Source organism: Mesorhizobium sp. ESP-6-2, from assembly GCF_020164675.1.
In the GTDB taxonomy this organism is placed as follows: Bacteria; Pseudomonadota; Alphaproteobacteria; order Rhizobiales; family Rhizobiaceae; genus Mesorhizobium.
The window spans coordinates 36,879-61,975 of record NZ_JAIUGT010000002.1 but is presented as its reverse complement, the minus strand read 5'-3'; the positions used below and the strand labels follow the sequence as shown (position 1 = coordinate 61,975).

Sequence of the window (25,097 nt, the reverse complement as noted above, 5' to 3'; positions counted from 1 at the left end):
GTCGGCGCGACGATCACTGAACCGGTCCCTTCACATCGGCGGGGCAGCAGCTTGCGGCCAACGCCGAAGCGCGGATCTCCAGCCGGCCGGAACAGCAATCCTCCATCAGGAAACGGATGAGGCCGCTCAACGCGTCATATTCGGCGCTGTAGACCATGGAGCGCGAATCGCGCCGCACGCTGATCAGCCCTGCCCGCTCAAGCTCCTTCAGGTGGAAGCTCACATTCGAGGCCGAGACCTCGACTTTTTCGGCGATGGCGCCGGCGGCAATGCCGTCCGGACCGGCAATCACCAGATGCCGCAGGATGCGCAGGCGCGTTTCTTGCGAAAGGGCCGCAAAGGCGGAAAGGGCTTGACGTTCATTCATCTTTCAATAATCCTAAAAATGTTGAAACAAGGATTACCGCACATGCTCGTTTCTGACAACCGGGAATTTGAACCCGCCGACGTCGTTGATCCCGACGACATCACCATCGCTGGCTTGCTGGAGTTTCTGGCGGGCTACGAGGACCGGCCGCTGGTGTTCTTCTACGACGGCCGGCCGGTGCGGCCTGGCTACCACGTCACCGAAGTGAAGGCCGGCCAGTTCGCTGCGCTGGACTGCGGTGCAAACCCGGAATCCTGGGCCGAGATCTTCGTGCAGCTCTGGGACGTCGAGGAGGACCGCACGCATATGCCGGCCGGGAAATTCTCGGCGATCATCCGCAAGGTGACGGAGCATGTCGGCCTCGACCATTCCGCCAAGCTCACTTTCGAAGTCAGCGACGGCGTGCGCCCGATGCAGCTCTACCGCGCCGCGCCCCCCCGGCTCGCCGGTGATGCGGTGCATGTCGAGCTTTCACCACGGCCGGCAAGCTGCAAGCCGCGTGACCGCTGGTTGGAGGAAGAGAGGAAAGCCAAGGCCTGTTGCGGATCTTCGGCCGGACCGCAACCTTGCTGCGGCTAAGCAATTACAGGAAAATGTGTACGGTTTTCCCAGGAAAAGCGCGTAGCGCTTTCCCTTGGGAATTGCGTCAAATCAAAGAGTTAGAGCGGTTCGCCGTTTCCGTGAAACGGTGAACTGATCTAGCGTTTCGCAGCCAAGCAGATCGCTTGGCGCCGTCTTGACTGCCAAGACGGCTTTCCGTTCTTTCAGTTCAGCGATTTGCGCGGCAGCGCGGCGCGGGGTGGCGTTGCTCGTTCCTCCGCTGCAAGGCAGCGAGCGCGGAACGCTGCCAACAGCGGGACCTGAGGCCGGGCGAAATGAGCTACGGCGTGGCGCGGAGATTCCTGCGGATACGTCGCCTGCCCGTTCCACGGGCTTTCTCCGCCACCACGGCGGCGATGTCGACCACGTCGGCCTCGCGCGATCTGCCGTTGGTGGCCTTGTGGAGCCGCTCGTAAGGCAGCAATTCCTTGATCCGCGCATTGAGCGACACGATTTCAGCTTTGAGGTCCTCGCATTCCTGCCTCTGGACATCCAGCTGTATCTGTTCCGATGCTTGTTGCAGCGCGAGCTGCGAAAGATTGGCGTTCGCTTTCGAAAGGCTCGTCTTGTCGTTTTCGTTCTCGTCGGTGAGCGAGGACAACTTTTGATCGGCGATTTTCTTTTCGGCCAGGGTGTCGTTCAAGTCGGTCTTGAGCCTGGCGATCTCGGCTGCGGCCTCGCTGTTCTCGTGCGAGGCCCGCTCCAGCCGTGATTGCAGGTCCTGGATCTCGGAACGCAATCCGCGCATTTCCGTCTGGCTGCGCGCGAGTTCAGCTTGTCTGTCGCTTTCCATCATGCTGGCCGCTTCGGTCATTTCCGATAGCTTTGCCTGGGCAGTCTCAAGTGACTTCTGGAGCCGCATCTCCTCCTTCTCGCTCTTGCCGAGCGCGGCCAGCAGTTCGGCAAGCCGCGCTGCTTCGCTGGCATGGATCGTCGAGAGCTCGTCGAGCCTGTGGCGCGTCTGGGTTTCCCGCTTCAGCGCCTTGTCGAGCTCGATCGACAGGCTGACATGTTTTTCCCGCAGCATCTTGCTCTCGCGCAGGCGCCTGTTGGCCTCGACCGCCCTGGCCGTCAGCCGCTTGGCGATGTCGCCGAACTCCGCGTCGCGTTTTGCGCTCGCATTGGCCGTCTCGGCAAGTTCCAGCCTGGCCGCTGCGAGCGCTGCGCGAAGCGCCTCCCTGTCCTGGACCAAGCTTGTCTCGCGCTGTTGCAGCAATTCGCAGGCGCTTTCACGCTCGCGCAGCTTTCTTGCCGTGTCGCGCAGCTTTTCCGACAGCGTTCTTTGTTCCGCGATCAGGTCGCCGTTTGCGAGTTCCAGTTCGTTGGCGCGAAGAATGTCGGTGTGGAGGATGTTGAGGAATTCGCGCGTCAAATGGTGCGAGGTCGCGATCTCCGACAGTTTGCCGTTGATCTCATCCAGATAATCCCTGGCGTCATGGAACATCCCTTCGAAGGCACTCAATGCCGCCATCCGGGTCTGGGTATGGGGCGTCAGTCGTGGCGCGGTTTCGGTGGCGTCGGCGTTGCCCGCACCGTCCGGATTATCCGCACCATCCGCATCTGCCGCATTGGCCTCGGGTGCCGAGGCCTCGGCTCCTGGCGCGGAATCCGGGATATAGCCGCTGTCTGGCGGCGCGTCATATTCGGTATCGAGGCTGGCATCCAGAGCATCCGCCAGATCGGCCTGCAGCTCCTGGAGTGCATCATCTACGTCTTCGGCACGCTTGATCAGACCCTTGAAATTCATAACGAATGCCCTTTACGCATACCCCATTCAGTATTTAATAATTGGCTAATATGTATGCTTACATCCACTGATTGCGCAGGGGAAGCCCCCCATTAGGGGGAGCGTAAAGTTGAACATTTGGGGTTGGGATGCGGCGGGCGACCAGTGCCGCGGCCGTCTTTCTGCAGAATTGACGCACCCAATCTCTGGGTGAAATCTGAATGCGGAAGATCCTGGCTCCTCCTTCCCTCGTGGAAGGTAGGACCGAGGGCGCTGGCGCTGGAGGATGCTCGTCCTGGAGCGCCGCGCGCCAACTCCGCCCGCTGCTTGCAGCGACCCTCCCCTCGAGGGGAGGGTAAAAATCAGCCCGCCATGGCCAGGGGCACGGCGCTTTTGTTGGGGATCTGGATGTCGATTTCCAGCGTCGACATGGTCTCGCCGCGGTCCATCGAGATTTGCAGATAGTCCTGGTCGATCTGCACGTGCTTGGCGATGACGGCCATGATCTCCTCGCGCAGCACCGAGACGAGATCGGGCTGGCCACGGCTGCGGCGTTCGTAGGCGAGCAGCACCTGCAGCCGCTCACGCGCCACGGGCGCGCTGGAGCGCCGCTTGAAGAGGTCGAGAATGTTCATGCCGCCCTCCTTCCGAGCAGCCTGTCGAGGAAGCCCTTGCGCTCGAAGGGGACCACGACCGGCAGGTCTTCGCCTTCCAGCCGCCGCGCCGCTTCGATATAGGCCTTGGCGGCGGCGTTCAGCGGATCGCTCAGCGTCACCGGCGAACCGAGATTGGAGGCTCTGAGCACATCCTGGCTCTCCGGGATGATGCCGAGCAGCGGCACCGACAGGATTTCCAGCACGTCGTCGATTGACAGCATCTCGCCGCGAGCCGCGCGGCCGGCATCGTAACGCGTCACCAGCACGTGCTTGGCGATTTGCTCGCCCTGCTCGGCGCGCATGGTGCGAGCGTCGAGCAGACCGATGATGCGGTCGGAATCGCGCACCGACGACACTTCCGGATTGGTGACGATGACCGCCTCGTCGGCGAAGCGCATGGCGAGCTGCGCGCCGCGTTCGATGCCGGCCGGACTGTCGCAGAACACATAGTCGAACACCGAGCGCAGCTTCTCGATCACCTCGCCGACGCCTTCTTCGGTCAGCGCGTCCTTGTCGCGCGTCTGCGAGGCCGGCAGCAGGAACAGCGTGTCGACGCGCTTGTCGCGGATCAGCGCCTGCGAGAGCTTGGCCGTGCCCTGGATGACATTGACGAGGTCGAACACCACGCGCCGCTCGGCGCCCATGATCAGGTCGAGGTTGCGCAGGCCGACGTCGAAATCGACCAGCGCCACTTTCTTGCCGGTCCTGGCGACCGCGGCCCCCAATGCGGCCGTCGAGGTCGTCTTGCCGACACCTCCCTTGCCTGAGGTGACCACCACTACCTTGCCCATGAAAAAAGCCTCCGTCGCCTGATGTTGTCGTTTGTTATTGCTCCGTGCGTCGCACGGCTGTTGTTGGAACCTGCCATCATCCCACGCGAAACCGGTCCCAACCTTGCGCATGCGGCGGCGTTCTGTTCGCCCTTGTGCGAAACGAAAACCGTGGAGCGGGCGGGCGACTGCATCCCTGCCCCCTAATTCAGCGGCACGACGCGCAGCACGTCGTTTTCGAGAAACGCCTGCACCGCCTTGCCGCGCGAGGCGCCTTCCATGTCCTCCGCCGTGGTGTACCAGCCGTCGATGGCGAGCAGTTCGGCCTCGTTCCTGCGGCAGAAAATGCGCGCCGAAATATTGCCTTCCGAGCCCGCAATGGCGCGGCCGCGCAGCGTGCCGTAGACATGGATCGAGCCCGCCGCGATGATCTCGGAACCGGAAGCGACCGAGCCCAGCACGATGACGTCGCCATGCGGATGGAAGATCGACTGGCCCGAGCGGAGCGGCGACTTGACCATCAGCGTGCCGGCCGGCACCGCCGCGTCCGCCGCGCCGGGTTCCTGCCCAACCTTGGCCGCCTTGCCCTTTCCAGCCTCGGCCTTGTCCTCGTCGGGTTTTTTGGCATCCTTGCCGCGTTCCGCGACCGTCGCCTCGGCCTTGCCGGCGTCATTCGCAGCGTCCGCCTTGCTCTTGCGGCCGGGCTGCGAAAGCAGGCCATCCGTCGTGGCCTCCTTGGCGCCGGTGAGCAGCGGCGGCAGTTCGGGCCCGAGCGAGGCCCCGTCGAGCTCGATGGCATAGACCCGGATGCCGCGCGCGCCGAGCGAGCCGACCAGCGCCGCGATGTATTCAGCCCCGGGCTTCAGCGTGTTGAGATCGAGCACCACCGGCCGCCCTGAAAAATAGCCCGGCGAATTGCCGATCCAGTGATCGAGCCCCTCCAGCCACCCATCAATCGGCGCCTCCGGAGTGAGCGTGAAAGCGACGAAGGAACGGGCGCGAAAGCGAATGGATTTGGTCTCAACAGGGGCGGCAAAGGTCACGGCCAGCGAATCCTTACTCAATGGTTAAAGGGTGCCGGGGGAATGGTTAACAAATGGTTAATAAAGACGGCTGGCACCTTGGAAGCCGCCAGAAATTGGAGGGTCGGCTAACCGCCAGTTGCGGATGCCGGCTGACAACACGCGGAATGTGTTGGTAGCGCCGAAGGCTCCCGGCCCGCTTTTAGCGTCAGCAAGCGGATCACCGCTGTTCAATCGACAAGCTAGATCTCAAAATGCGCCATGACGGCCACAGCGGGGCCACCGCCAGCGACCACCGATCCCCTCCCGAAAGGCGCGCGCAGGTTGACAATCCTTGGGTTGATGCAACATCCTGCCGATCTTTGACCGGGAGGTAGTATGACTGTTTCGATCAACCGTCGCGTCTTTTCCGTCTGCGCGGGTACGTTGGCGCTGGCTGCGGCAGGGTTTTCGCCGGCGCGCGCGCAGCAGGCTTTTTTCCGTATCGGCACCGGCGGCACCTCCGGAACCTACTATCCGGTGGGCGGGCTGATCGCCAACGCGATCTCGGCGACGGGGTCGGCCGGCGTCGAGGGCCTGGTTGCCAGCGCCACGTCCTCCAACGGTTCGGTGGCCAACATCAGCGCCATCCAGTCGGGCGCTTCCGAATCGGGCTTCACGCAATCCGACGTCGCCTACTGGGCGCATTCGGGCACCGGCCTCTACGAGGGCAAGCCCAAGGTGGAGGATCTGCGCCTCATTGCGACGCTCTATCCCGAAACCATCCATCTGGTCGCGCGTGCCGACGCCGGCATCAAGACGGTGGCGGATCTGAAGGGCAAGCGCGTCTCCCTCGACGAGCCGGGTTCCGGCACCATCGTTGATGCGCGCCTGGTGCTCGGCGCCTACGGTCTAACGGAGAAGGACGTAAAGCCCGAATATCTCAAGCCCGGCCCGGCCGGCGAGCGCCTGCAGGACGGCGCCATGGACGCCTATTTCTTCGTCGGCGGCTATCCGACCGGTGCCATCGTGGAGCTTGCCAGCACCAACAACATCACGCTGGTGCCGATCACCGGCCCCGAGGCCGACAAGCTCCTGTCCGAACAGAAGTTCTTCTCGACCGACATCGTGCCCGCGGGCACCTACAAGAATGTCGGCGAGACCAAGACCATTTCGGTCGCCGCGCAATGGGTGACCAGCGCCAAGCAGAGCGATGACCTCATCTACAAGATCGCCAAGTCGCTCTACAGCGACGAGACCCAGAAGGCGCTGCAGGCTGGTCATGCCAAGGGCAAGCTGATCACGCTCCAGAACGCGGTCACCAGCGCCGGCATTCCGTTCCATCCGGGCGCGGAGAAATTCTACAAGGAAGTTGGCGCCCTGAAATAGCGGCCACCCGACAGACTGGCGACAACGAGGCGGAAGGCGTGCTTTCCGCCTCGTTTGTCTGGGGATTCAGGATACGGAACAGGCTATGAGCGACGACGACAAGATCAGGCTTTCCGGCATGGAGTTCGACGAGGAAAAGGCTCGCGAACTGGAGGAGAAATTCGACTCCGAGATCCGGTTCCGGCCGCTGACCCGGGCCGCCGGCTGGCTGGTCGGCTTCCTTCTGGTGGCCTTGTCGCTGTTTCACTATTACACGGCTGGATTCGGCTTGCTGCAGGAGATGCTGCACCGGGGCATCCACCTGTCGATGGTGCTGTCGCTGATCTTCCTCGTCTTCCCTCTGGTGAAGAAGGGCTACGGACAGCCCGCCCAATCCAGCCTTCTGCGGCCGCTCGGCATACCGGTTTTCGACTGGCTGCTGGCGCTTGCCGCGGTGGTTGCGGTCCTGCACGTGCCGATGATCCCGCTCGACGATCTTGCCTTCCGCGTCGGCAACCCCACGACGACGGACGTCGTGCTCGGCCTGATTCTCATTCTGCTCCTGCTGGAGGCGACGCGCCGGTCCGTCGGCATACCGCTGCCCATCATCGCCATCCTTTTCATGGCTTATGCGCTGTTCGGCCCCTATATGCCGAGCATCCTGGTGCATCCCGGCGCGTCCGTCTCCCAGCTTGTCGACCACCTCTACCTGACGACGCAAGGCATCTACGGCATCGCGCTCGGCGTCGTCGCCACCTACGTTTTCCATTTCGTGCTGTTTGGCGTCTTCGCCACCCGCATCGGTCTCGGCCAGCTCTTTCTCGACTGCGCGGCATGGGTCGCCGGCCGCTACGCCGGCGGTCCGGCCAAGGTATCGATCTTCGGCTCGGCCCTGTTCGGCATGATCTCTGGCTCGTCGGTCGCCAACACCGTCACCGTCGGCTCGCTGACCATCCCGGCGATGATCCGTCTCGGCTACAAGAAGCATTTCGCCGCCGCGGTGGAGGCGGCCTCCTCCACCGGCGGGCAGGTGACGCCGCCGATCATGGGAGCCGCCGCCTTCCTGATGATCGAGTTCCTCGAACTGCCCTACACGACCATCATCCTGGCAGCGATAGTGCCGGCCTTCATGCACTTCTTCGGCGTGTTCATGCAGGTGCATTTCGAGGCCAAGCGCACCGGCTTGCGCGGCCTGCGGCCGGACGAGATGCCCGACGTGGTCGAGGCATTGAAACGGGACTGGCCGACCATCATCCCGCTCGTCGTCCTGATCGGCGTGCTTCTTGCGGGTTATACGCCCTATATGGCTGCCTTCTGGGGCATTACCCTGTGCATCCTGGTCGGCCTGTTTAACCCGCGCCGGCGCATGTCTGTCGCCGACATCGTGGTGTGCCTGCGCGACGGCGCCAAGTATGCGCTCGCCGTCGGCGCTGCCGCCGCCACGGTCGGCATCGTCGTCGGCGTCGTCACCCTGACCGGCGTCGGCTTCAAGCTGTCCTACATCGTCACGTCGACGGCAGGCCATCTGTCGCTGCTGTTCGGCACCTTTATCCCCGAGGCGATCTTCTCGACGCACGCGCTGACCCTTTTGTTCACGCTGATCATGACCGGCGTGGTCTGCATCCTGATGGGTTGCGGCATCCCGACGACCGCGAACTACATCATCATGGTAACGATTGCCGCACCGGCACTGGTGATGCTCGGCACCGAGCCGATCGTCGCCCACTTCTTCGTCTTCTATTATGGCCTGCTGGCTGACATCACGCCGCCGGTTGCGCTGGCTGCCTACGCTGCCGCCGGCATGGCGGGAGCTGATCCATTCAAGACCGGCAACACTGCCTTTCGGCTCGGGCTCGGCAAGGCGCTGGTGCCCTTTGTCTTTGTCTTCTCGCCGTCGCTTCTGCTGGTGACGAAAGATTTCACCTGGCCGAACTTCTTCCTGGCCTTCTTCGGCTGCGTGCTCGGCATCACTTGCCTTGGCGCCGCCCTGTCGCGCTACCTGCTCGTGCGCACCCGGCCATGGGAAAACGTGTTGCTGGTGTTGGCTGCCCTGCTTCTGGTGGCGCCCGAACTCTATTCGTCCCTACTCGGCCTGGTGCTGACCATTCCCGTCATCTTGCGCCATTGGAGTGCGCGCAACGTCGAAGAGGCGCGACCAGCTTGATCAGCGCGGCCCCAACGCTCCTGCCCGAGAACTCAAACGGGCCGGGAACGTTAGGGGGACCTGACGCGAACCGCCAGGATCGGTTCTGCGGGCGAAATGTTCCCCGAGAGCTGACAGACGGCTTTCGACATCAGAAGACGGCAGCCGGAGTTTCAAGTCATTGTGGGTCGGTGACGAAAGGCATGATGTCCACGCCGTCTCCCGGGAAGACGGTGAAATGCGGGTGGCTTTCGAACAGGCGGGCGGCGGCACCGATTGTATCGGCCTCGACGACAATGTAGCCGCAGAAAGGGTTCACGGCGTCTGCGATCCCATCCTTGGTGACGCGCGTCGTCCTGCCGACCATGCCGCCGCGATCGGGGAAAGATGCGGCATTTCTCTCCTCCCAGTCCGTCCACTGCTGTAGGCCGACGCGATCAATCGCATCTTGCTCGGGCTTGGGCAGGCTGCGAAAGCGGGCAAGGTCTTCGGGCTTCATGGTGTAGACGGCAAGAAAGCGGGGCATGTGACGGTCTTCGTGCTGACAGAAACGCATGCGAGCCTAGACTCCCGGTTGGCCGAAGTCACTAAGCACTACCACCCTCTAAGTGCCCCACCTATTGTTCCGGCGCATGGCCGAGGTGGAGCTGACGATCTGACGTCGGTGTTCCCCTGATATTTCATCCGTTTTGGTTTAAGGGCAAACTGTTCCGAGTGACTTTGCAGTTGCTGTTGAAATGCCCTTCGGACTGCGGCTCACACAACGAGATAACCGCGCGCCGGTTCAGCTGATCCAAGCCCTCAATGCCGTTTGAAATACTGCACCTCCCGCCCATGCCTCGCCGCCGCCTCGCGCGTATCGAACGTGCCTAGGTTCCGTCGCTTGCCCGTCTTCTCATCCTTCTTGCGCGAATAAAGCCGATATTTTCCGTCCTTGAGTTTGCGGATCATTTGGCCTCTCCCTGACCGGGATTTCGCCGCCGCTTGCCCTTCAGCCCGAGTGCTGCCTGTTCGATCGCGGCGCGGTCGTTGCCCAGCCTGTCGATCAGGTCCTGTGCCTGCTTGCCTGATATGCCGGTGCGCATGGCCAGCTCCTCGACCGTAAGCACGTCGGTGCTGGCGATCTCGCGCGGCGGCGCATTGCCTGCCGCCATCGACAGCTCCCTGTCGATCTCGGCCTCGGCCCGATGCCAGTGCTGCTCGGGGTCGCCCCCGCCTTCGCGCTCCCAGATCCGATAGGCGCGCTCCTGGATTTTCCCATGCCGTTGGTCGTCGCCCATTTCTCAAATCCTCCGTTGGGTAGCATCTGAACGCCGCCCGCGTCCGAATGATCCAAAGAATTTGCGCTATCGCCGAGCTGGGTCGCTGGAGGATAGGACGATGCAAGGCAGAGCCCGACGCTGTGCAAAATAAGCCAGGCGGCGGGCCCGCCCGCCGCCTGGCTGCCGGCCGTGGCGCCGGCTTTGTTGTCAGCGTCCCCAGATGCCCTGACCATAGTCCTGTGCAGGCATGTCGGAGTTCGAGTTTGCCCCCATTGCGCTGTCAGCGATGCTGTTTGTGACGCTCGGGACAGCCGCCTTGGCACCGCCCGACATCATCGCATGGGTGGTTGGATAGCTGCTTGCGGCAGGGATGAAGTCGGAGCCAAAGTGGTCGCTGCCGGCAAAAGCCATGCCGGAGGCGAACAATAACGAGGCAACGGTCAATACGATCTTCTTCATTTCGGTTTTCCATCTTTTGAAGTTGACATTTGGCCCCAACGCGTCGCCCGCCCGCGTTCATGGGACCGTGTTTGTTGTTTCAGGCGAAACCGGCCAACCGTGATCCCCCTGGATCTTGCAGTGACAGGTCGTTCAGCGCACGACCGTCTCGGTTCGTCGTTGCGCTGTTGGCGGCTTGATAAGGGCGTGGTGTTTGTGCGGGCGTGGTAGGCGGCGTGGTAAAAACCGCTGCAAGAGTGGAATTTTGCGTGGAATGCGGCCGGAAAGCGCGACGCCCGCTATTGGCATTGCCGCCTCGGCCCGCCGGAATAGGGCTGGTAGCTGTTGTCTTCCGGGCGGTAGGAGCGGTAGCGGCTGAAGCAGGAGGCGACATGGTCGTCATCCCCGGCGGCCGCATAGGCGCCCGCGTCGGCGCCGTTTTCCTCGACGTAACTGGCCTCGGCGGCGGGCGGCGCGGCACGGTCGGCGTCGAGATAGGGCGAGATGCAGGGGCGCTGCTGCCCGCTATAGGACATGTAGCTGTTGTCCTGCGGCCGGTAGGAGCGGTAGCGGCTCGCGCACCAGGCGACATGCGGCTGCGGCAGTTCGGCCGTGGCGAGCGTGATGGCGCCGGTGGCAGCGGGGTCGGTCTCCCCGGCCTGGCGCTTGGGCTCGATACTAGCGGGCGCGGGCTGCTCGGCCGGCAGGCGCTCGAGATTCTGCGCCGCTTTGTCCACCGGCCGCGCCGTTTTGGTCCAAAGCTCCGCGATGCTGACGGTGGCCGGTGCCTGGCGCGGCGGGTTCGCGGTGATCAGCCAGACGGCGAAGGCCAGACCGCTACCGAACACCGCAAGGGTCAAAACGAAACCGCAGGCCAATCCCAACAATGCTTTCACGCCACGCTCCTTGAGCCCCTGCTAAAGCAATGCGGGGGGTCAAGGCTGGTTCCAGCGAAGCGCGGGAAATAGGCGCGGCCAGCCGGGCGAGTGCGAGGGCGGCGCCGTTCAAACCAGCGGCTTCACGTCCACTGGCAATTGGTTCTCCACTGTGGGCGGCGCGGCCGGCATGTCCTCGCCGCTCCGGCGCTGCCGCAGATAGAGCGTCAACAGCCTGTCCAGCGAGACCCTGCCGGCGCCGGCAACGGCCAGCACGAACATGCCGCCCGATATCGCCAGGTCCTTTTCGAAATGCAGCAGTTCGTTCTGGCTGGCGAAATTGGTGTGGAACAGCATGGCCGTTGCCAAGCAGAACAGGCTGAGCGCGATGGCGCCAAGCCGCGTCAGCAGGCCTGACGCGATGGAGAGCCCTGCCCCCAGTTGCAACGCGACGGTAGCGACAAACAGCGGCAGGTTGACACCAAGCGCTGCCATCGCTCTGGCGGCGGCGTCGAAATGGGTGGCCAGCGTGGCGCCCTCATGCAAAAAGATGAGAGACAGAAGCAGGCGTCCGGCAAGCAGGCCCACGTCCCCGACATGGTATTTAGCGGCAAGATCCTGCAGCTTCGCGGAGCGTTCGATCAATGTCATGGTCAGCCTCCGATCTTTTTGGCACGGGCAGGCGCCAAAGCGCCTGATGTTGAAAAGGCCGGAGCCGGCGCGAGGGAGAGGATGCCGGCTCCGGCAAAGCGCACCAGCCACGAGCGCCCAATGGTGGTGGACGAAGGGGCGAGCTCGGTGCCAATGCCCCACTCCGTTTCGGCTTCTCCGAGCCAGCTCTCCCATTCCGAGAGAGGAAAGGGCCTACTTCGTCACCTTTGTGTCGATGGCCTGCCGGAGGTCGGAAAGCTCGTCGCACCCGGCCGGGCACAACTTCCGCAGCGAGGCCAGCTGCTCCTTGGCCTTGTTCATATCGCCGGTCTCGACATAGAGCTCGCCCAGATATTCGCGGGCGGCCCTGTGGTCGGGCTTCAGCTCCAGCGCCTTGGTGTAGTAGGTGAGCGCGGTCTTGTAGTCGCCGGTCTTGCGCAGGGTGAAGCCGAGCAGGTTGTAGACGTCCGCCTGCTGCGTGTCCTGCGCCAGATCGCGCAGCTCAGCCAATGCGCCGGAATAGTCCTTGGCATCGATCTTGGCCTTGACGGCAGTGAGATCCGGCGCGTCGGCGCCTTCTATGTCGTCGACCGCATAGGCCGGCATGATTGTCGCGACCGGAAGCACCGTCAGCACGGCAATGGCGCCGAGCAGGCCGAACAGGGCATGTCTGCCCGACTGGGCATTTCTGCTCAAAAGGGATCGTTTCATTGTCTTTCTCGCTTGCGTTGGAAGCTCGTGCTCAGATCTGGACCGGAGTAAATCCGTATGCCTTGCCGTCCCTGACGAAGGTGCCGGTGCCCGGGAACGGGAAGTGCGACCCGGAAATGCGGATATTGTCCGATATCACCCGGTCGATGATCTTGTGGCGCGTGGCGATTGCCGTCGGTCCGTCCTGGTCGTAAGCGCCCTGCCACTCTGGATGCGGCGCCAGCAGCGCCGGCACATACATGGTGTCGGCCGAGATCATGATCTGCTCGTCGCCGGAGTTGGCCAGGTAGACAGAATGGCCTGGTGTGTGGCCGGGCGCGGCGATGATCTGGATGCCCGGCGTGACCTCGGCGCCGTCCTCGACCAGCTTCCAGTTCTTCCATTTCGGAAAGTTCTCAGCGATGCGCTTGCCCGCCGGCTTGCGGCCCTCGGGCAGCTTGGCCAGCCGGCTTGGGTCGGTCCACCACTTATATTCGGTGGCGTTGACGATGAGCTCGGCATTGGGGAACACCGGCGCGCTGGTGCCCTTTTCCATCAGGCCCCAGACATGGTCGGGGTGGAAATGCGAGATCATGACGGTGTCGATCGCCTTGTAGTCGATGCCGGCCGCGGCCATGTTGGCCGGCAGATGCGTGGCATTGGCCTGCCACTGGCCGACGCCCGAGCCGGCATCCATCATGATCAGCTTGCCGCCCATCTTGAGCACAACGACAGTGAGCGGGATGGGCATGAAGTCGGTGGTCAGCCCCGCTTTGGCGAGTGCTGCCTTGGTGTCCTCGACCGAGACATCCTTGATGAAGGCCGGGTCGTGCGGCTTGCGCCAGATGCCGTCATAGATGGCGGTGATCTCGATATCGCCGACGTTGTATCTGTAGAAGCCGACGGCGGGCTCCACCGGAGCTTGCGCGAAGGCCGGACGGATGAATTCAAGCTTGCCGGCAAGGCCGAAGGCGGCGGCAACGGCGGTGCCAAGCACTGTGCGGCGTGTCATGGTGAACATGGTGATCTCCTGTTCGAGGTGGCGGCTAAAGTCGCGAATGGCCAAAGTCCTGGAAGGAATGACGAAGAGAGGCCGGTGCCCGTCGGAGGGCCGGCCCGGCTCCATGAATTCAGCGACCCCAGAGGCTGTCGTTGTTGTGCCTGGTGATGATGTCCTGCACCGACCCCTGGCTCGGCCCCGTCTTTATCTTGGTGTCGACGCCATTGGGGCGTGCGGTGTAGGCGATCGAGCCGGTGGCATTGGTGTCGACCGGAGCGACCAGCTGGTTGGCGTTGTTGGCGCCATGATCGCTGCCGGCGAAGGCAGCGCTCGAGGCAAGCATCATGGCAGCCACGCTGAGAGCGAGCTTGGTCATTTCTGTAGGTCCTTGTTTCGTTTCCTCGGCGCGGGCCGTCAGATTAGCCCCGCTATAGTGAAGACCCTGCTGCCCCGCGCTTTATTCCCGGGCGCGATGAGATTCTTTTGAGGGAGAGAAATCAGGGGCTCGGCGGCGACAGGACTGAAGTCCTCGCCCACGAATATTAGCGAGAGGAACCAGGCTGGGAATGCCGCAGCCTTCCGGCACGCCGACCGCGTGCACGCACGAAAGGCGCAGGCGCAGCGCGCCGGCGCCTCTGATGATACGCCGAGTCCGTTCTGGTTACGGACAGGTCTTCTTGCCGCAGACCGCGATGCAGATCGCCGGGTTCGAACAGGTGTAGGTTTTTCTGGAGCTGGTCCCGGACGAAGACCCGCTGCTTGAGGCGGCGATCTGCCCGGACGCGCCCTTGGACAAGTCCAGCGCCTTCATGTCGGGATCGCGCGCGGCGATCTTGCCGCATGTTTCGCTGCCGCAGACCGCCCTGCAGATTGCCGGATTCATGCATTTGTAGGCCGCGAAGACCTCGGTCGGAAGAATTGCGCAGAAAACCGTAATGCCCAGTATCAAACTTTTCGCCGCACGCATTTTTACCTCCAGGGCCAGCTTTCCGATGTCACGAAGGCCTGGCCGCTCGCCCCCGCTCCCGCGCATGCCGTTGCACCCGCGTCCGCCGGCGCGACCATGCCCGCGCCGGGACAAAGGCGTATCGCACTGGCGGCACAGGCAAGTGGCACTGACGGAACAGGGGACCGACTTGCCATGCGTGAGCGGCCGCATGCGTCTCATGGCGCGCGGCCGGCGCGCACCTCCGATGGGGTCATGCGATAGCGGGACCGGAATTGCCGGTAGAAGGTCGATGGTTCGACCAGCCCCGCCTCGAAAGCCAGGTCGGCGATCGGCCTTGCCGAAAAAAGCGGGCTGGCGAGCTGCCGGTGGACCCGCTCCAGCCGTCTTTGCATGACATAGTCGGAAAAGCCCTGCCCCTCTTCGGCGAAAAGGCGCCTGATGTAGCGCGGGCTGAGCCCCAGCCCCCGGCCCGCCGTCTCGGCGGAGAGGCGCGCTCGATGCAGGTTCTCTTCGATATAACGCTTGATGGCATGCATGCGGGCGGCGCGAACGCCGCGACCGGCGACCACCTTGTCGACCTCGCGGTTGGCGCCGACCGCCGCGGCGAAGAGATCGGCAATGTGCTGGGCGGCCAGCGGCGCCAGACCGGGGCTGATCGCCCCACGCGCCACCGCCTCGATATAGGCCAGCAGAAGCCGCGCTTCAGGCGTGCCGGGATTGATGGCATCCGGCCTGAGACCGCCGACATGACGAAGGAGAGGAGTGAGCGTCGACCGGGCAAATCGGGCGCAGATCGTCCAATCGCCGTTCTGCGCCCTCGCTCGCCAGCTCCGGTCCATCGGCATGATGCAGGGCGCGCCGGGCGAGGTCTCAACCGCCTCGTGCCGTGCGGTATCGAAACGCCACCCGCCCGCGATCCAGGACACCACCACGTCGTCATTGGCGTCCTGCTGGAGCGCGGCCGTGCGTTCCCAGGCCATGGGCGCGACCTGCCCGTGGGCCACGCTCACCCCTGGCAGGATGATGGTGGAGGCGCTCAGCCGCAACTCGCCGCGTTCGAGGGGCGCAAGGTCCAGCCGCATGCAGATGCGGCCATAGAACTCGCGCACGGCAGCTTCGCGCTCTCGGGCCGCGATCGCGTCCGTGGACAGAACTATGATGGTGTCCTGGTCGGCCACCTGCGTTTGATCCCCGCTCAGAACCTCAGGGGGTGCCGCCGATGGCGGGCGCCGTTTGCTGCCTCCCCGCCCTGGACCGTGTCGAAAGCCATGAACCCCTCCAGTGCCCTCGACGCGGTGCGAGCCTTCGGCCGCTTTTCGCTCGGGCGGCGGCAGAATTTCAAGACTTATGTGAGGGCTCCGCGCAAATGTGGCATGAGGCGCAAGGAATGTGGCCGCTGGTGCAACCGATCGGGGAAATCGCCTCGGAAAGCACGGGAAGGCTCTTCACATGCCTGCTGATCGGACACCGCTTGTCCATTGATTCATTTGCCTTTCGGCCGGCACGCCGCCTCTATCGCAGTTCGCGGATCCAGTGCCACATGGTGCGGTTCTCGCCATGGCCGAGGGACTGGCTGCGCCCTTGGGCGGCGTGTGCCCGCATCTCCCGCGGGGTCATGTCGAAGGAGCGGCGGAAGGCGCGCACGAAGCTCTTGCGGTGACCGAAACCATAGCGACCGGCGATCTCGGCAATGCTTTCGTGCCGGCGGCCGGGATCGGCGAGCTCGGCGCGGCAGCGGCGCAGCCTCTCCTCCTGGATATATCTGGAAAGACCGCCATGAGGCTCGAAGAGGTAATAGAGCTTGCGCATGGAGATGCCGAACATGGCGGCGATGGCCTCGGCGGTGAGGTGCCGGCTGCGGATATGCGCGTCGATGTGGCGACGGATCTCGCCAGTAAGCGCCAGGTGGACCGAAGCGGCGTTCTCCTCCGCCACAGCCGAATTCACGGCCGCGGCGGCGAGTTCCAGCGTCGGCCCGATCACCGCCTCGGCGTCCTGATGGCTCATTGCGGGCGCGGCGCCATAGAGGCCCACAAGATGCCCGCGCAACAGCGCCGCCAACGGCGCGTTGCCGGAAATGACGCGCATATTGTGCTCGTCCGGCGCCTTCAGGAATGGCGCCAGCAGGCGGCGCGGCATGGTCAGGTTGAGGCTGTCGAAATCGGAGGTGCCCGTCGACTGGGCCTGTGCCAGGTCGGCCACGATCAGGTCCCCGGATGAGGCCTTTTCATTCGATGCGCCATCGCGCCGTCCATGGCTTCCGCGCAGGCAGACCTGCACAGTGATGTGATCGAGGCCGTCGCGGCCGATCCGGGCGCGAGAGCGATCGAAGCTTTGCGCGATGCATCCATACGAGGTGAGGACGATCTCGCCGAAGTGAAAGGCATCGGCGTGGAAATGAAACCGCTCATCGCCCGCGTTGCGCAGGCGAACGTCGTAGAGCAGGCCGATATTCTCCTGCCACAACGCAACGGCTTGCCGGGGCGCGAGGCCCACCGTGTCCAGCACGCAGCGCCGAACCCCGGCGTCGACGAATTGCCTTTGCGGCACAACGCTTTGACTGCTGTCTGCTGCTGCCACCCGCCATGCCCCGCAATCCGCGAATCGCTCACAATATGCATTTATCCCGGGGCGCGACAACGCCTGATTGCACGGTCGCCCGCCGGGAATGTCGGCTCAGAGCTGGCTCACCACTTCGATGTATTCCCTCACCTCTCCATCCTGCCCACGAATGCGCCAGTTGCCGCCGTCGCGGTCTTCCACATAATCCGGCCCGATCGGCACCTTGCCGCCACCGTCGGGCAGGTCAAGCACGTAGACCGGATTGCAGATGCCGGACAGGCGCGCGCGCAGCGCGCCCACCAGCGCCTGGCCTTCGGCGATCGTGGTGCGGCGGTGCGCCATGCCGCGCGCGAGGTCGCCATGGTGGAGGTAGTAGGGCTTTACCCCCAGGCGGTACATCAGCTCGCGGCAGAGTTCTTCCTGCACCTCGACAGTGTCGTTGACGCCCTTGAGGAGGACGCTCTGGTTGAGCAGCACGAAACCCGCCTGCCGCAAGCCGCGGCAGGCCGCCTCGGTCGCATCGGTGATCTCGCGCGGATGGTTGAAATGGGTGACGACCGTGATCATCAGCCGGCCCTGCAAGGCAGCGATCAGCCCTGGCGTGATGCGTGAAGGCAGCACGACCGGCACGCGGGTGTGGATGCGCATCAGCCGCACATGCGCGATCGCCTCGATGCGGGCGCGGATTTCGCTGAGCGCCTTGTCGGGCAGCGAGAGCGGATCGCCGCCAGTCAGGATCACCTCGCGGATTTCGGGGTGGGAAGCGATATAGGCGAGCGCCGGCCCCAGGGCTTCGCGCGGATAGCCGCGTCCGATCGAGGTCAGGGACTCCTTGCGGAAGCAGAAGCGGCAATAGACCGCGCATTGATAGGTGGGAAACAGCAGCACCCGGTCGGCATGGCGATGCGTCAGCCTAGGAACCGGGCTGAAGGCGTGGTCGCCGATCGGGTCGTCGAGCTCGCCTTCGCCGGTCACCAGCTCGTCGGGAGACGGGATGACCTGCGCCCGGATAGGATCGGCGGGGTCTTCCCAGTCGATCAGGTCGAGATAGGATTTGGGGATGCGCACCTTGTGGCGGGAGGCTGCTTCCTGGGCCGCCGCGCGTTCGCCCGGCGACAGCGGCAGCACGGCCAGATCGCGCACATGGCGCACGCCGGCGCGGATGTCGTCCTGCCAGGCGGTGTCGGCATCGGAAACGGGCTCAGCTTCGGCCGTCGTCGCATCGTGGAGCTGTGTGGTCATGGCGTTCTCGGGATTTTTAGCGGACCTATCGGCCGGATGGCCTGCCGGGTCAACCGCCTTGCGCCGGCCTTCCCCGTGTAGCAAGGAGGGTCTGTGCTCTCGAAAATGCCGCGGAGAAGACTCCGATGGAATCGCAGAAGCGGAAGCGGGACAGAACTTGGGAACGCCGACCATGACGACCATTTACGAATTCGCGGTTGTCGAGGGCCAGGAATGGGTGCTTCCGGTCGACGAGGCCTACTACGAGGTCTTCTCCGCCCTTGACGGAACACCCCTCGAGAACTGGGACCCACCGGTCATGCGGCGCGTGTCGGAAGGCGACCCCCTGTATTCGGACTTCCCCTGGCTTGGCGAGCATGCACCGCTTTTGCGCAAGCCTGCCGTCGATGCACTGGAGGCATATCTGCTGCCCTATGGCCAGCTGATCCCGTTGCGCGGGGAAGAGGTCTGGCTCTTCAACGCGACCACCGTAATCGATGCGCTGGACGAGGAGCGGTCGGGAATCGTCTATTTCGATGACGGCGCCATTCTCGCGATCGAGCGATACGAATTCGACGCGGACAAGATCGGCACCGCCGAAATTTTCAAGCTGCCGATGCGCGCGTCCCCGGTGTTCGTCAACGACACATTCGTCAATCGCGTGCACGACGCCGGACTGCGGGCGGTATCGTTCAAACCCACGTGGCGCCGCATCGATGCGTGACCTTTGACGACCTGCGATGCCAACTAGATCAGGTTCTGTCCGCCATCGATGCGGATCGTCTCGCCAGTCGTGAATTCGCTTTCCATGAGGTAGAGATAGGCAGGGGCGACGTCGGCGGGCGTAGCGACCTTCCTCGCGGGCAGGCGGGCGGCCATACCGGCGAAAAAACCGGATTTGGCCTCACCGACGAGTTCGTCCCACATCGGCGTGTCGACCCATCCCGGCGACACGATGTTGACGCGCGTCGGGGCCAGCTCCAACGCCAGAGCCCGGGCGAAATAGCTGAATGAACCGGCGATCGCGGAAACGACCGAGCCTCCGGGGACCGGCGGGCGGTCCTTGTTGATGCCTGAGGTGAAGGTCATGGACCCTCCGGCTTTCAGCGTGCGCACGCCATGTTTGGCGAGCATCACGGCGCCGATCAGCTTGTTGTCGACGAAGCGCCGCACGAAGTCCATATCGGTCTGGCCGATCGGGTCGTTGGGCGGCGGCGTGCCGGCCGTCGAGACGAGGTGGTCGAAGGCACCGGTTTCGTCGAATATTCGGGCAATGTCCGCCTCATCAGTCATATCAGCGGAAAGGCTTCGCACGCGACCGCCCGCGCCGAGCATCCGTTCCGCGGCCTTGAGCTTTTCGCCCGAGCGGCCGACGATCACCAGCTCCGCGCCGCGCTCCAGCGCGGCTGCCGCTACGCCGAGCCCTATGCCGGAACTGCCTCCGACGACAATAATTCTCTTGCCCTTGAGCGATGCCATGGGAACCTCCGTCTTCAGGATGGACTGCTGGATTACGCCTTGCCGGCGTGGGCCGCCTCGATGTCGGCGACAATGATCTTGCTCATCTTGTACATCGCCTGCCGCGCCCGCCCCGCCTTGTCGCGGTCCGGGTCGTTCATCAGGCCCAGTGCCGCTTGCGGGATCACCTGCCAGTAGACGCCGAATTTGTCCCTCAGCCAGCCGCAAGGCTTTTCAGCGCCGCCGCCCGCCGTCAGCGCGTTCCAGTAATAATCTGTCTCGGCCTGGTCCTTGGTCTCGATGTAGAGCGAGATCCGCTCATTGAAGGGCGGCATCGAGCCGGCATTGAGCGCGGTGAAGCGCTGGCCCTCGAGCTCGAAGTCGAAGATCGCGTGCGGCACCGTTTTGTTCGTGCCGCCGACGAAGTCGGTGAACTCGATCGCTTCAAGCGCTCGACCATTCTTGAACACAGACAGATAGAAGTCGCGCGCCTCTTCGGCGTTGAGATTGAACCAGAGGAAGGGGTGAACGGTAGCCATGCTGCTCTCGTGAGGTTTGATCACAAATCCTGCGAGCATTCTGTCCAGCATGCGCTGGACAGACAATCCAAACTTTGGCAAGGATTTGTGATCAAACCTCACAGATTGGCCATGATCCGCAGACTTCCCCCACTCAACGCGCTGCCGGCCTTCGAGGCCGCCGCTCGGCATTTGAATTTCTCCAGGGCAGCCGACGAGCTCAACGTCACGCACGGCGCCGTCAGCCGGGCGATCAAGCACCTTGAGGAACAGCTCGGCGTGCTTTTGTTTGAACGCGCGACGCGCTCGGTGCGCCTCACCGCCGTCGGCGAACCCTATGCGAGGGCGGTCCACGAGATGCTCGACCAGCTCGCGGCCGCCACCCAATCGGCGACCGCCGCCCATTCGGGCTCGACATTGAACGTCTCCACCTCCGACGGCTTCGCGGGAAAATGGCTGGTGCCGCGGCTCTATCGCTTTCATCGCGCGCACGGCGACATCGACGTCAGGATTTCGACGACCGGCAGGTTGACCAATTTCCTTGGCGACGGCATCGACGTCGCCATCCGCTATGGCGCGGGAAACTATCCGGGGCTCACATCGGAATTCCTCACTGGCGAGGAGGTGTTTCCGGTGTGCAGCCCGAGGCTCATGCAGGGCGCCTGGCCCCTGGAGAAGCCCGACGATCTCAGGCACCACACGCTGATCCATGATGGTTTCCCGATCGGCTGGGCGGCCTGGCTGTCCAGCGCGGGAGTGGAAGGCGTGGATCCGCGGAGCGGGATTACCTTCGATTCCGCCACTTTCGCGGTCGAGTCGGCCGTGCAAGGCGAAGGCGTGGTGCTTGGCCGGACCATGCTCGTTGCGGCCGACCTCGCCACCGGAAGGCTTGTCCGCCCTTTCGGCCACGCGCTGAAATCGGTTTCCAGCTTCTACCTAGTCTACCCTCCGGACGCGGTCCGCCGGCGCAAGGTGAAGGCTTTTCGCGATTGGCTCTTTTCGGAAATGACGGCGCAGCGTGCCACGGCCGTTTCCGGAGAGTAGCCTCTGCGCTAGCTCCTTAGTCCCGGTGCCTCCTGCCCGGTGCGCTCGACATATTCGGTGTAGCCGCCACCATAGGTATGGATGCCTTCCGGCGTTAGTTCCAGCACGCGGTTGGACAGCGCCGCCAGGAAATGGCGGTCGTGCGAGACGAACAGCATGGTGCCCTCATACTGCGACAGCGCCTCGATCAGCATCTGCTTGGTGGCGATGTCGAGATGGTTGGTCGGCTCATCCAGCACCAGGAGGTTGGGCGGATCGAACAGCATCAGCGCCATCACCAGCCGCGCCTTTTCGCCGCCCGAAAGCACCCGGCACTTCTTCTCGATCTCGTCACCGGAAAAACCGAAGCAGCCGGCGAGTGCCCGAAGCGGCGCCTGGCCGGCCTGCGGAAAATTGTCCTCCAGCGTCTGGAACACGGTGCGCTCGCCGTCGAGCAGTTCCATGGCATGCTGGGCGAAATAGCCCATCTTGACGCTCGGACCGCGCGCCACCGAGCCCTGGTCGGGATCGGACGCGCCGGCCACCAATTTCAACAGCGTCGACTTGCCGGCGCCATTGACGCCCATGATGCACCAGCGCTCGCGGCGGCGCACCTGGAAGTCCAGCCCCTCATAGATCGAGCGCCTGCCATAGGCCTTGTGCACGTTCTTTAGCGTCACCACGTCCTCGCCGCAGCGCGGCGCCGGCTGGAACTCGAAATTCACCGTCTGCCGGCGCTTGGGCGGCTCGACACGGTCGATCTTGTCGAGCTTCTTCACCCGGCTCTGCACCTGCGCGGCATGGGAAGCGCGCGCCTTGAACCGTTCGATAAAGGCGATCTCCTTGGCCAGCATCGCCTGCTGGCGCTCGAACTGCGCCTGCTGCTGCTTGTCCGCGATCGCGCGCTGCTGCTGGTAGAATTCGTAATTGCCGGAATAGGCGGTAAGCGACCCGCCGTCGATCTCCACCACCTTGTTGACGATGCGGTTCATGAACTCGCGGTCGTGCGAGGTCATCAGGAGCGCGCCGTCATAATTCTTCAGGAACTGCTCCAGCCAGATCAGGCTTTCCAGGTCCAGATGGTTCGACGGTTCGTCGAGCAGCATGGCGTCGGGCCGCATCAGCAGAATGCGCGCCAGCGCCACGCGCATCTTCCAGCCGCCGGAGAGTTTTCCGACGTCGCCATCCATCATCTCCTGCGAAAAGCCAAGACCGTCGAGCACTTCCCTCGCACGGCCGTCGAGCGCATAGCCGTCGAGCTCCTCGAAGCGGTGCTGCGCCTCGCCATAACGCTCGATGATCTCGTCCATCCGGTCCGCCTGCTCGGGATCGGCCATCGCCGCTTCCAGCGCCGCCATCTCGGCCGCCACTTCGCTCACCGGCCCGGCGCCGTTCATCACTTCGGCCACCGCGCTGCGGCCGTCCATGTCGCCGACATCCTGGCTGAAATAGCCGATGGTGACGCCGCGATCGACCTGCACCTGGCCCTCGTCGGGCTGCTCCTGCCCCGTGATCATGCGAAACAAGGTCGTCTTGCCGGCGCCGTTGGGGCCGACGAGGCCGACCTTCTCGCCCTTCTGCAAGGCGGCCGAGGCCTCGATGAAGACAAGCTGACGGCCGTTCTGCTTGCTGATGCTTTCCAGTCTGATCATGAGTGGTCCGGGATGATGATGTAAGGGAATTGTCCCGGCCCATACGCGAATGACAGCGGCGGGGAAAGAGGCGGAAGCGCCGCAGCGGACGCAGCGCCCCTTTCCCACAGCGGAGAAGAGAGAAGCGGCGCTGCCATAAGCATTACCTGGACGGCGGCCACGCGGCGAAGAACCAGGTCGAGGCGGCCGCGCACAAGCACGTCAATCATCTCAAGAAGCACCGCAAGCACACCCGCAAGCACATCGCTAGAAAGCACGCCGTCAGGAAGCCCAAGGCTGCGGCTTGATCTTCTCAAGCCCGAACAAGGAGATGGAGCGGCATCTTGATTCTCTTTGATCGCTTCTCTTCCTGACGTCCTCCCGCAAAAAGGCCGCCACGCGAAAAAAGCATGGCAGCTTTTCTTAGGCGGCAGCGCCATCGCGGCTTTCCGTTATGGCCTATCCATCGGATATTCCGATGACGCTATCGGCTTCTTCCGTTTCCATCGCCTGCACCTGTCAGTCAATTCCCTGCCATCGATCATCAAGACAAGGGCTGCGGACATGGACATTTCCAACACAAAAACCCTCATCGTCGGCGGCGGCTCCGGCATGGGCCTGGCACTGGCGCGGCATTGCCTTGATGCCGGCGCCGGCGTGATCATCGCGGGGCGCAGCGCGGACAAGCTGCACCATGCCCGCGAGACGCTGGGCAACCCCGCCACGCTGGACACCATTGTGGCCGACATCACCCGCGAGGACGAGGTCGCCGCCCTGTTCGAGCGGATCGGCCAGCTCGACCATATCGTCAGCACCGCCGCCGACATCGAGGGTGCCTATCAACTGTTGCCCGCGCTGGACCTCAAGGCTGCGCAAAGGGTAGTTGAAAGCAAGCTCTACGGACCGCTGCTGCTCGCAAAGCATGGTGCGCCCCGGCTGTCATCGACGGGCTCCATCACCTTCACCTCGGGCATTGCCGCCTACAGGCCGGCGGCGCGCGGCTCGGTCGTAGCCGCCGTCAACGCGGCCCTGGAAGGGTTGGTGCGGGCGCTGGCGGTCGAACTCGCGCCGATCCGTGTCAACGCTGTGTCGCCGGGCTGGGTCGACACCTCGATCTGGGCTTATGTTGCCGGCGATCGGAAAGACGAGATGCTCAATGCCATGGCAGAGCGGCTGCCCGCCGGCCGGGTCGGTCGGCCCGACGACATCGCCTCGGCCATCGGCTTCCTGATGCGCAATGGTTTTACGACAGGGACGACGTTGCATGTCGAGGGCGGGCATCGGCTGGTTTGACCGGCGCGAAGCTCCCGCCTGCGGCCGTCAGCAGCAACTTCAGGGCTGGCGGTTGCACGCGCCTGCGCCGCCAGATCATGGCGAGCGCAACCGTGCGGGCCGCGCCTGGCCACGGCATTTCAATGAGTTCGCCCCGCTCCAGCGCCTCGGCCACGGCCATATGCGGCACCAGCGCAAAACCGGCACCCGCCGCCACCAGGCCGGCGATGGTGCCGATGCTGCCGACTTCGCACGCCGGCTTCGGCGCCGCGAGGCCTGCCTCGGTGAAGGCGGTATCGAACAGGTGCCGGTAGACGCATCCGGGCTCGGTGGCGACAAAATTCATCGCGGCAAGCCCGGCGAGTTCCTCCCGCACTTCCTCCTGCCCTGGAGGGCCGACCAGCACCAGGGGTTCAGCCGATACGGTTCGCCTCGCCAGCCGTTCATCGCGCTTGAAGGCATCGCCGCGGTCAAAGCAGAAGGCCACATCGATTTCGCCGTCGCCGAGCTTGCGCAACAGCTCACCGCTGCCGGCGACCGTCAAGCGAAAGGCAATGTCGGGGTGGGTGGCCTGAAACCGCGCGAGCCAGTGTGCAAGCCTGGTCGAAGCGATCGTCTCCAGAGCGCCGATCGTCAGCGAGCCGCTTACCTGCCCAGCACCTGCCTGAACGGCGGCGCGCGCCTCGTCAGCCAGCATCAGCAACTCTTCCGCGTAAGGCTGCAAGGTTCGGCCCGCTGGCGTGAGATCCAGACCAGTGCGCGAGCGCACGAACAGCGCGGTCCCGAGGTCGGCCTCGAGCGTCTGCATCTGGTCGCTGACGCTCGACTGCGCCAGATGGACTTCTCGTGCGGCACGCGTGATATTGCGGCTACGCGCCACCGCCAGGAATGTCTTGAGCAATCTGGGATGCATCAG

At 63.9% G+C, this 25,097-nt stretch carries 29 protein-coding genes; 6 read left to right on the top strand and 23 right to left on the bottom strand.

All coding sequences use genetic code 11. The features are described from left to right. Positions 1-13 precede the first annotated feature (13 nt). A complete protein-coding gene (locus LB532_RS05335; protein ID WP_140642774.1) occupies positions 14-367 on the bottom strand; it encodes an ArsR/SmtB family transcription factor in 354 nt (117 codons plus the stop codon). A 42-nt stretch (positions 368-409) separates the two neighbouring features. Between LB532_RS05335 and LB532_RS05330 the strand changes: the two genes are divergently transcribed. Further along, positions 410-946, top strand: coding sequence for a DUF6428 family protein (locus LB532_RS05330; RefSeq protein ID WP_140642772.1), 537 nt, complete (start codon positions 410-412; stop codon positions 944-946). Between the two features lie 301 nt (positions 947-1,247). Here LB532_RS05330 and LB532_RS05325 read toward each other — a convergent pair whose 3' ends face one another. From LB532_RS05325 to minC, 4 genes are all read right to left on the bottom strand, one after another. Next, positions 1,248-2,714: a hypothetical protein gene (locus tag LB532_RS05325; RefSeq protein ID WP_140642771.1), complete on the bottom strand. Its 1,467-nt coding sequence runs from the start codon at positions 2,712-2,714 to the stop codon at positions 1,248-1,250. A 341-nt stretch (positions 2,715-3,055) separates the two neighbouring features. Then, complete coding sequence (gene minE, locus LB532_RS05320; RefSeq protein WP_140500137.1) at positions 3,056-3,328, bottom strand: cell division topological specificity factor MinE; 273 nt, start codon at positions 3,326-3,328, stop codon at positions 3,056-3,058. Then, positions 3,325-4,140, bottom strand: a complete 816-nt coding sequence (minD, locus tag LB532_RS05315) for a septum site-determining protein MinD (RefSeq protein WP_140500139.1) — start codon at positions 4,138-4,140, stop codon at positions 3,325-3,327. Before minD ends, minE begins: the two co-directional genes overlap by 4 nt. Positions 4,141-4,322: 182 nt before the next feature. Continuing rightward, positions 4,323-5,162 (bottom strand): septum site-determining protein MinC, encoded by an 840-nt coding sequence (gene minC, locus LB532_RS05310; RefSeq protein ID WP_140642769.1) that lies wholly within the window; start codon positions 5,160-5,162, stop codon positions 4,323-4,325. Positions 5,163-5,519: 357 nt separating this feature from the next. Between minC and LB532_RS05305 the strand changes: the two genes are divergently transcribed. Continuing rightward, positions 5,520-6,509, top strand: coding sequence for a TAXI family TRAP transporter solute-binding subunit (locus LB532_RS05305; RefSeq protein WP_140642767.1), 990 nt, complete (start codon positions 5,520-5,522; stop codon positions 6,507-6,509). Between the two features lie 85 nt (positions 6,510-6,594). Next, positions 6,595-8,652, top strand: coding sequence for a TRAP transporter permease (locus LB532_RS05300; RefSeq protein ID WP_140642766.1), 2,058 nt, complete (start codon positions 6,595-6,597; stop codon positions 8,650-8,652). Positions 8,653-8,809: 157 nt separating this feature from the next. Here LB532_RS05300 and LB532_RS05295 read toward each other — a convergent pair whose 3' ends face one another. From LB532_RS05295 to LB532_RS05235, 13 genes are all read right to left on the bottom strand, one after another. Beyond that, a complete protein-coding gene (locus LB532_RS05295) occupies positions 8,810-9,157 on the bottom strand; it encodes a hypothetical protein (protein WP_140642764.1) in 348 nt (115 codons plus the stop codon). 275 nt (positions 9,158-9,432) lie between these two features. Then, positions 9,433-9,582 (bottom strand): hypothetical protein, encoded by a 150-nt coding sequence (locus LB532_RS05290; RefSeq protein ID WP_140642762.1) that lies wholly within the window; start codon positions 9,580-9,582, stop codon positions 9,433-9,435. Continuing rightward, on the bottom strand, positions 9,579-9,911 hold the full coding sequence (locus LB532_RS05285; protein ID WP_140552283.1) for a DUF2934 domain-containing protein: 333 nt from the start codon (positions 9,909-9,911) through the stop codon (positions 9,579-9,581). Before LB532_RS05285 ends, LB532_RS05290 begins: the two co-directional genes overlap by 4 nt. A 189-nt stretch (positions 9,912-10,100) precedes the next feature. Next, positions 10,101-10,352: a hypothetical protein gene (locus LB532_RS05280; protein WP_140642760.1), complete on the bottom strand. Its 252-nt coding sequence runs from the start codon at positions 10,350-10,352 to the stop codon at positions 10,101-10,103. Positions 10,353-10,630: 278 nt separating this feature from the next. Then, positions 10,631-11,227 (bottom strand): BA14K family protein, encoded by a 597-nt coding sequence (locus LB532_RS05275; RefSeq protein WP_140642759.1) that lies wholly within the window; start codon positions 11,225-11,227, stop codon positions 10,631-10,633. 108 nt (positions 11,228-11,335) lie between these two features. Further along, positions 11,336-11,857 carry a DoxX family protein gene (locus LB532_RS05270; RefSeq protein WP_140642758.1) on the bottom strand — a complete coding sequence of 174 codons (522 nt, stop codon included), beginning with the start codon at positions 11,855-11,857 and terminating at the stop codon, positions 11,336-11,338. Positions 11,858-12,070: 213 nt separating this feature from the next. Further along, the gene (locus LB532_RS05265) at positions 12,071-12,568 is read right to left on the bottom strand and encodes a tetratricopeptide repeat protein (protein WP_140642756.1); all 498 of its coding nucleotides are present in this window, start codon (positions 12,566-12,568) and stop codon (positions 12,071-12,073) included. Between the two features lie 31 nt (positions 12,569-12,599). Beyond that, positions 12,600-13,568, bottom strand: a complete 969-nt coding sequence (locus tag LB532_RS05260) for an MBL fold metallo-hydrolase (protein ID WP_140642755.1) — start codon at positions 13,566-13,568, stop codon at positions 12,600-12,602. Positions 13,569-13,677: 109 nt separating this feature from the next. Next, complete coding sequence (locus LB532_RS05255; protein WP_140642753.1) at positions 13,678-13,923, bottom strand: DUF680 domain-containing protein; 246 nt, start codon at positions 13,921-13,923, stop codon at positions 13,678-13,680. Positions 13,924-14,208: 285 nt separating this feature from the next. Then, positions 14,209-14,706, bottom strand: coding sequence for a hypothetical protein (locus tag LB532_RS05250; RefSeq protein ID WP_140642751.1), 498 nt, complete (start codon positions 14,704-14,706; stop codon positions 14,209-14,211). Positions 14,707-14,711: 5 nt separating this feature from the next. Next, complete coding sequence (locus LB532_RS30180; protein ID WP_140642749.1) at positions 14,712-15,674, bottom strand: helix-turn-helix transcriptional regulator; 963 nt, start codon at positions 15,672-15,674, stop codon at positions 14,712-14,714. A 334-nt stretch (positions 15,675-16,008) separates the two neighbouring features. Further along, on the bottom strand, positions 16,009-17,076 hold the full coding sequence (locus tag LB532_RS05240) for a helix-turn-helix domain-containing protein (protein ID WP_224556435.1): 1,068 nt from the start codon (positions 17,074-17,076) through the stop codon (positions 16,009-16,011). 96 nt (positions 17,077-17,172) lie between these two features. Continuing rightward, positions 17,173-18,300, bottom strand: a complete 1,128-nt coding sequence (locus tag LB532_RS05235; RefSeq protein ID WP_140642745.1) for a KamA family radical SAM protein — start codon at positions 18,298-18,300, stop codon at positions 17,173-17,175. 157 nt (positions 18,301-18,457) lie between these two features. Here LB532_RS05235 and LB532_RS05230 point away from each other — a divergent pair, with 157 nt between their 5' ends. Further along, complete coding sequence (locus LB532_RS05230; RefSeq protein ID WP_224556434.1) at positions 18,458-19,003, top strand: imm11 family protein; 546 nt, start codon at positions 18,458-18,460, stop codon at positions 19,001-19,003. Positions 19,004-19,026: 23 nt separating this feature from the next. Here LB532_RS05230 and LB532_RS05225 read toward each other — a convergent pair whose 3' ends face one another. Together LB532_RS05225 and LB532_RS05220 are read right to left on the bottom strand one after the other, a co-directional pair. After that, a complete protein-coding gene (locus LB532_RS05225; protein ID WP_140642743.1) occupies positions 19,027-19,758 on the bottom strand; it encodes an SDR family oxidoreductase in 732 nt (243 codons plus the stop codon). Between the two features lie 32 nt (positions 19,759-19,790). Beyond that, positions 19,791-20,276 (bottom strand): VOC family protein, encoded by a 486-nt coding sequence (locus tag LB532_RS05220; protein ID WP_140642741.1) that lies wholly within the window; start codon positions 20,274-20,276, stop codon positions 19,791-19,793. Between the two features lie 111 nt (positions 20,277-20,387). On the opposite strand from LB532_RS05220, the gene gcvA reads away from it, so the two are divergent. Then, the gene (gene gcvA, locus LB532_RS05215) at positions 20,388-21,299 is read left to right on the top strand and encodes a transcriptional regulator GcvA (protein WP_140642739.1); all 912 of its coding nucleotides are present in this window, start codon (positions 20,388-20,390) and stop codon (positions 21,297-21,299) included. An 8-nt stretch (positions 21,300-21,307) separates the two neighbouring features. On the opposite strand, the gene LB532_RS05210 is transcribed toward gcvA, so the two are convergent. Then, a complete protein-coding gene (locus LB532_RS05210; protein ID WP_140642738.1) occupies positions 21,308-22,930 on the bottom strand; it encodes an ABC-F family ATP-binding cassette domain-containing protein in 1,623 nt (540 codons plus the stop codon). Continuing rightward, positions 22,927-23,349, bottom strand: coding sequence for a hypothetical protein (locus tag LB532_RS05205; protein WP_140642736.1), 423 nt, complete (start codon positions 23,347-23,349; stop codon positions 22,927-22,929). The genes LB532_RS05210 and LB532_RS05205 overlap by 4 nt, the downstream gene beginning before the upstream one ends. Before the next feature lie 124 nt (positions 23,350-23,473). Between LB532_RS05205 and LB532_RS05200 the strand changes: the two genes are divergently transcribed. After that, entirely contained in the window at positions 23,474-24,202 is a 729-nt protein-coding gene (locus LB532_RS05200) for an SDR family oxidoreductase (protein ID WP_140642734.1), read from the top strand. On the opposite strand, the gene LB532_RS05195 is transcribed toward LB532_RS05200, so the two are convergent. Further along, complete coding sequence (locus LB532_RS05195; RefSeq protein ID WP_140642733.1) at positions 24,153-25,094, bottom strand: LysR family transcriptional regulator; 942 nt, start codon at positions 25,092-25,094, stop codon at positions 24,153-24,155. The genes LB532_RS05200 and LB532_RS05195 overlap by 50 nt on opposite strands. Between the last annotated feature and the right edge of the window lie 3 nt (positions 25,095-25,097).